General features: G+C 37.3%; 4 protein-coding genes. 1 reads left to right on the top strand and 3 read right to left on the bottom strand.

Features of this window, described 5'->3' with window-relative positions:
* Window positions 1–435: 435 nt before the first annotated feature.
* The gene (locus R7Z49_RS21205; protein ID WP_318111988.1) at window positions 436–2,523 is read right to left on the bottom strand and encodes a hypothetical protein; all 2,088 of its coding nucleotides are present in this window, start codon (window positions 2,521–2,523) and stop codon (window positions 436–438) included.
* Window positions 2,524–2,527: 4 nt separating this feature from the next.
* Window positions 2,528–3,352 (bottom strand): hypothetical protein, encoded by an 825-nt coding sequence (locus R7Z49_RS21200; protein ID WP_318111987.1) that lies wholly within the window; start codon window positions 3,350–3,352, stop codon window positions 2,528–2,530.
* Window positions 3,353–3,582: 230 nt separating this feature from the next.
* Between R7Z49_RS21200 and R7Z49_RS21195 the strand changes: the two genes are divergently transcribed.
* A complete protein-coding gene (locus R7Z49_RS21195) occupies window positions 3,583–3,954 on the top strand; it encodes a hypothetical protein (RefSeq protein WP_318111986.1) in 372 nt (123 codons plus the stop codon).
* A gap of 136 nt (window positions 3,955–4,090) precedes the next feature.
* Here the strand turns inward: R7Z49_RS21195 and R7Z49_RS21190 are convergent, their stop codons facing one another.
* Window positions 4,091–5,179, bottom strand: coding sequence for a hypothetical protein (locus R7Z49_RS21190; RefSeq protein ID WP_318111985.1), 1,089 nt, complete (start codon window positions 5,177–5,179; stop codon window positions 4,091–4,093).
* Window positions 5,180–5,363 lie beyond the last annotated feature (184 nt).

The following is a 5,363-nucleotide window of genomic DNA, read 5'->3' as shown; positions in this document are numbered from 1 at the left end:
CAATAGTGAAAATTCTGCCATATCGCGCTATATCTCAGCGAAACTGTTAAACCACCGATTTTTTCACTAGTGAAAATTCTGCCATCTCGCGATACACCTCAGCGAAATTGTTAAACTAACAAATAGAATGTAAGCTATTTCAAGTAGTTAATACTTAGTTATTTCGGGGGTTAACGCTAATATTGCAGTTTTGTGTTCCATCCTCTAGGGTCAGAAAATGTATGCACATAAGCCTATCTAATGGCTTCATCGAGATGACAACCAGTTACATCTCTAACAAAACCTATGGCGTAACGCCTCTTTTTATTAACAACAAAACGGATTTCTTCAACTCCATTTCTGCTTGTTACATCAATTACGAAAACACCTTTACATCAACACCTTACTACTCTCAGATTAAGCACTGAATCTCTCTGGTTTAGATCCCCATACTTATCAGCCAACTTTTAGGGGATTTTTTAATTGTAGTTCAGGTTTGGCAGGTGCTGACTTAGGTTCTGGTTCGGGGGTAGTATTCTGTCCAGAGCCACCGCCGATCCCTCTGTCAGTACTATCGTCTAATACCTCCTTCTCTTGCGGTTTAGCTAACTCAATTTGTCTGCTGATTTCGTCCACAGCATCACTAACTGAGATGCCCATAACCTTGTTCAGCAGATCTATAGCATTATAACGACGACCACCAACAATAATGATTAGGTGATTTTTATCATTACGTTCAAATTGAAGAGTATCAAAATCAGGAGCGCGACCAAGAGGCTTAAATCGTTCAAGGATGGCTTTAATCATTTCAGAAGTAACGGCGCTTTTAGCGTGACTACAAATAGCTCCCGCCTTACGATTTACACGCTCTGACAACTCCTTTTCAAAACGGTCTGTGTATAGATTTTTTGGTGGCTCTCTATACCTTGTGTGAGTAGTTAGTTTTGTAGTTCTGACATTTAGCTCTTGCACTTCATCTGAGAGTAAACCTTTTCTCTGTGTTTCCACTGCGCGAGCTACAGCAGCCTTAAACTCATCGCTTGAGCCTTCAGTTGCTTGTATGCTATCCAACGCCCAACCTTTAGCTAGACCCTGTTGCACCATTAGGGCAGCAATTTTATCGAGAGGTGATTTAGAGGATGTGTCGGCTGTGATCATATCTCCATGATCGATGATGTAACACCCCCACTTCTTACTATAGAAATGGTTCTGATCTGGGTTTTCACGAGGTTTGAAAAACTTACCATCCTCAACAAAACCTTTATCGATGTTGGTCTTGTAAATACAGTAAAACTGTCTTTGTTGCCTAGTTAACTCCCTAATAAATCTACGACTCTCATCAATAGCTAATTGCTTATTTTTCCTCACCTGTTCCTCACGTTCTTTTGTGGAACGATTAGGTGATTTAGATAGAAATTTTTTTCTTTTTTCGTCGATTAGATTGCGGCGATACTCATGATTATCTCTAAGATCTACTCGGAAGTTTGCTCCAGAATTGAGTTCACCATCAATTCGCTTACGGCGAGATTTAGCAGAAAGCTTAGGCTCAATCTTATCTGAGAAAACAGAAGTTAGCAGATTTTTGCTAAACGGTGAGGTTGTATCACTCATGAATTCGCTCTTAAACCTTCTGACAGACTCATCAATCGTTGCTTCATTGGACGAGTCAACACGATACTTGTCATAGAGATACTCTAAAAATTCCAGTCCCTCACCTCTCACATTTAGTGAGCGCCACTCCCCTTTACGACCACGACCTTTCTTGCTATTTATCTTAATCTTCAGATAGCGATTGCCTTTAGTGCCTTTGGTTGCGACAGGCGTGATCGGTGATGAGATGGGAGCAATATGCTCAAACTCCATAAGAGACTTGGTTAGTTCTTCTCCAGTTTTAGGTTTACAAGTTTGTAGATGCTCGATCAAAGCTTGCCTAACCTTGTGGCTAGTACTCTTACCCTTTACAGGCGTAACTCGGTCAATTTGTTGTTCTGCGTTTCTCTCCATAACCGTAACTGGGTCTAAAAACCCATAGCGTGCATTAATTTCTGATTGAACAGCCGAGTGATATGACAAATCATTAGGATTATAAAACTCTAATTTTTTCTGAGTCTTATGATCAAGGAGAGATACAGCAACATGTAGGTGAGGCTTGCGACGCTGACCATTTTCATCGAGCATGTGCTTTCTAGTAGGGATATGCATTTCTGCATAATAGTTAAGCTCATCAAGATCACGATGAGGAACATTTGCGCGAAGCACCTCATCAACAATAGCCTTGTGCATCTCATACTGCTCACTGGTCGGTATTTCGCTGTATTTTTTTATATCTGTCTCATCAAAACTGATAGTAATGTGCTTGTACGCTCCATCCCATTTGCTTCTGTATTTTGCAATCCAATTTGCGTCCCGCTCGATGGCCTCTAGCGAGCCATGAATTGGAACTCGTGTATCGTACTCATCCCGATGAACCCCTGTGGTTCTAACTTTACCGTTAACAAGGTAGTCACCGATGCCATTAATGCGCGTTGAAAATCGAATAATCATTTGGTTATTTCTTTTTAACTACTTTTATGTGCTGACCAAGGCTTTCCTCCATCAAAAATTTTAGAGCTGACATTTGTCTATAAATGAGCACAAATTTCATATCTAAACCAGAATACCTTTCTTGTAGTGTTACTAACGCTCTACCAACACTATTTAGGCGTGAATAATAGAACCGCTCAGTCTTAAGAATTAGGTTAATGTAACCAAGATCTACAGGTTGGATTTTGTAGTTAGGTTTTAGCATTAATTTGCATAGTTGCTGGACGGATTCTGTCCCAACCGCCTTGTCATAAAGTTGGCGATAAAGAGACTCAGTGATTCTAAAACTTACAACAGAGCTAGTACTGTTTTTCTCCTCTATCTCTTCATCAAAAATCACATCATCAGATACAACCTTGTCTTCAAAATCATTACCTTCATCTCCAATGTATCGAGTCGAAGATTCTGACTTAGGAAAGTTAGAGTTATGCACTATAAGAAGGTGACAAATTTTTCTAAGACATATTAGGTAATTTGTTAGCTGAAAATCGACCTTTGCTTTTACTGAGTCTTCATTATTAATCATCCCCCAAAATATCTTTGAGAATGAATCAAAATGAGATTTTTCTACTTCCAAAATAGACACAGTCATTAACTCTCTAGATACATCAATAGGAGGAACTATTCTATCAACATCAATCATTCCTCTAGCAAAGATATTTAAGCTTTCTCCATTCAGTAAAAGAGGCTCTAGTTCAGCCTTTAAATTATTGTTGATTCTGAAACCAATAACCTTATTTAAAGTCTCCTTCTTTTTCTTTTGTTTATTTTGACTCTCTTTATTTGTCATAATAGTTATTTATATTTTATTGACGGAGACAATAAATGGGATTTTTAAGGGCCCCCCTTAAAGCACGAGGTTGTTGTTTGCGGATGCAAAAATGTAAACAATCTGGACGTGCCTCCACAATTTCGTTCTCCACCTAACTTAATGGTACTATATTTTTTTGACTACACAAATTAACATATTTGAATCAAAGTTTTGTGGTTACTATAATTAAAGAGAAACGAATAAATATTATGACAAAAAAGAAAGTTTCAATTGATCACCTTAACCTCAATGAGGCGCAAAAAAAAGAGTTTTTGAAGTTGGTTTTGGGTAAGGTCGAAAGTGGTAGACTTAAGCCTATTCAGATTAATAGATTGAAATCGAAATATGAAAATCAACTATTAGAATTCAAAGAAATAATTGATATATATAAATCAAGAGGATTCTCAAATAAACATCTAACAAAACTATTTAAAAGTGGATTTGGTATATCGAAAAAGGATGCTTCGATTTTTATAAATATCCCAGAATATCAACTAGATTTATTTATACAAAAACATCTACCGCAACACACTAGAAAATTCAAAAATAAAATTAAAACTAATGATAATAAAAACAAATAATTACAGACAAGGTATTATAGAGTATCTGCTTAATAACCACATATTACATAAGACTAAAAATGGAAAAATTCATGTTCATAAATTACCTAAAGAATTAATCCCAAAAAAAAGCCTCCTTAGGAGGCTTTCATTTGCTTTAGAATGGAGGCTCTGTATGCTCAGGCGTGGTGTTAATATTAAAATCTTCTGGCTTTCTAACTATAACTGCACGTACCGTTTTACCATCTAGTTTTATTACCTTAACGCCTTCACCAGATAAGCTCAGTTTACGTATAATTTCGTCCTTCTTTTTGATGTATGTTCCAGCCATGCTTTTATCAAAAATATCTGTAATTATGCCGCCAACCTCTTTACTAGCAGACTTGAGATAAATATAACCCTCAACCATTATTACTGAAGGATGGTTTTTGTATCGCTCGTATCGCTCATAGATGTATGAAGATACTTCTGAAACAACCATATCCAGTCCATCAGATAGACGATTAAACTTCTTATCTATACCATAGCTAGAGAAAAATTCAGCGATGACTCGGTCTGCTTCTATAGCTGCATCAGAACGCCCTAACACCCGTAGGTCTTCTATAATTTTATTGATGGTATGCACTGCATAACTACATACATGATCGCCGTATACAGTCTTACCAACCTCTGCCCATTTTGCTCGGGATTCTATACTTCCTTCTCCAGAAATCATATTGAATCGGTTAGCAAATTGATCTTCTACTCCGTATTCGTTTACTAGGGAACTTACACTCTCTGCTGAGGTGAAAATCTTGGTATAAAGAGGCACACTAACGCTAAGCTGATTTTTGGGAGAAATGGTTATCTCTGAACAAAGTTCTTTAATCTCCGATTTAACAGATTTGAACTCATCAACCCAAAGAATTAGAGCGCGTTTAAATACAGAAAAATCTTTTGCTACTGGAGAGCCAGACATCATTTTTTCCACTTCGGTTACGCTTGTGTTCGCAACTAAACCAACTCGCTTTAACTCATTAAACAAAAAGCCTTTACCCCAATCCGAATCACACTTTAGCCAGAGGTAGCATTTTTTTCTATCGCGAGCGAAACGACTTGCAACAATAAGTTTTAGAAAATCGTCAAACTCAGGAAAATGCATTTTGTAATCATTGATAACATCGTCACGAAGGTCTTCTTCTAAAATCTCACACTCATATGGAATGTGATTAAATCGAACGGTAGCTACGTCAGGTGTTAATCGCATGTAGCTATCCTGAGCAAATATATCAACCTCAATATCAATTCTATCTCGCTGAGAATAATATTTGATGAAGCTGATTAATGATTTTGATGGCACTTCGAGGATTTGTTTGGCTTTGTTGCGTAATTCGATGGAACTAAATCAGGAAGTTACGATCTGATCGGTTACATCAGTTAATCATCGTAGC

The organism is Vibrio sp. 1562, from assembly GCF_033340155.1.
GTDB classification, from domain to species: domain Bacteria; phylum Pseudomonadota; class Gammaproteobacteria; order Enterobacterales; family Vibrionaceae; genus Vibrio; species Vibrio alginolyticus.
This window is presented reverse-complemented; position numbering and strand designations above follow the sequence as displayed.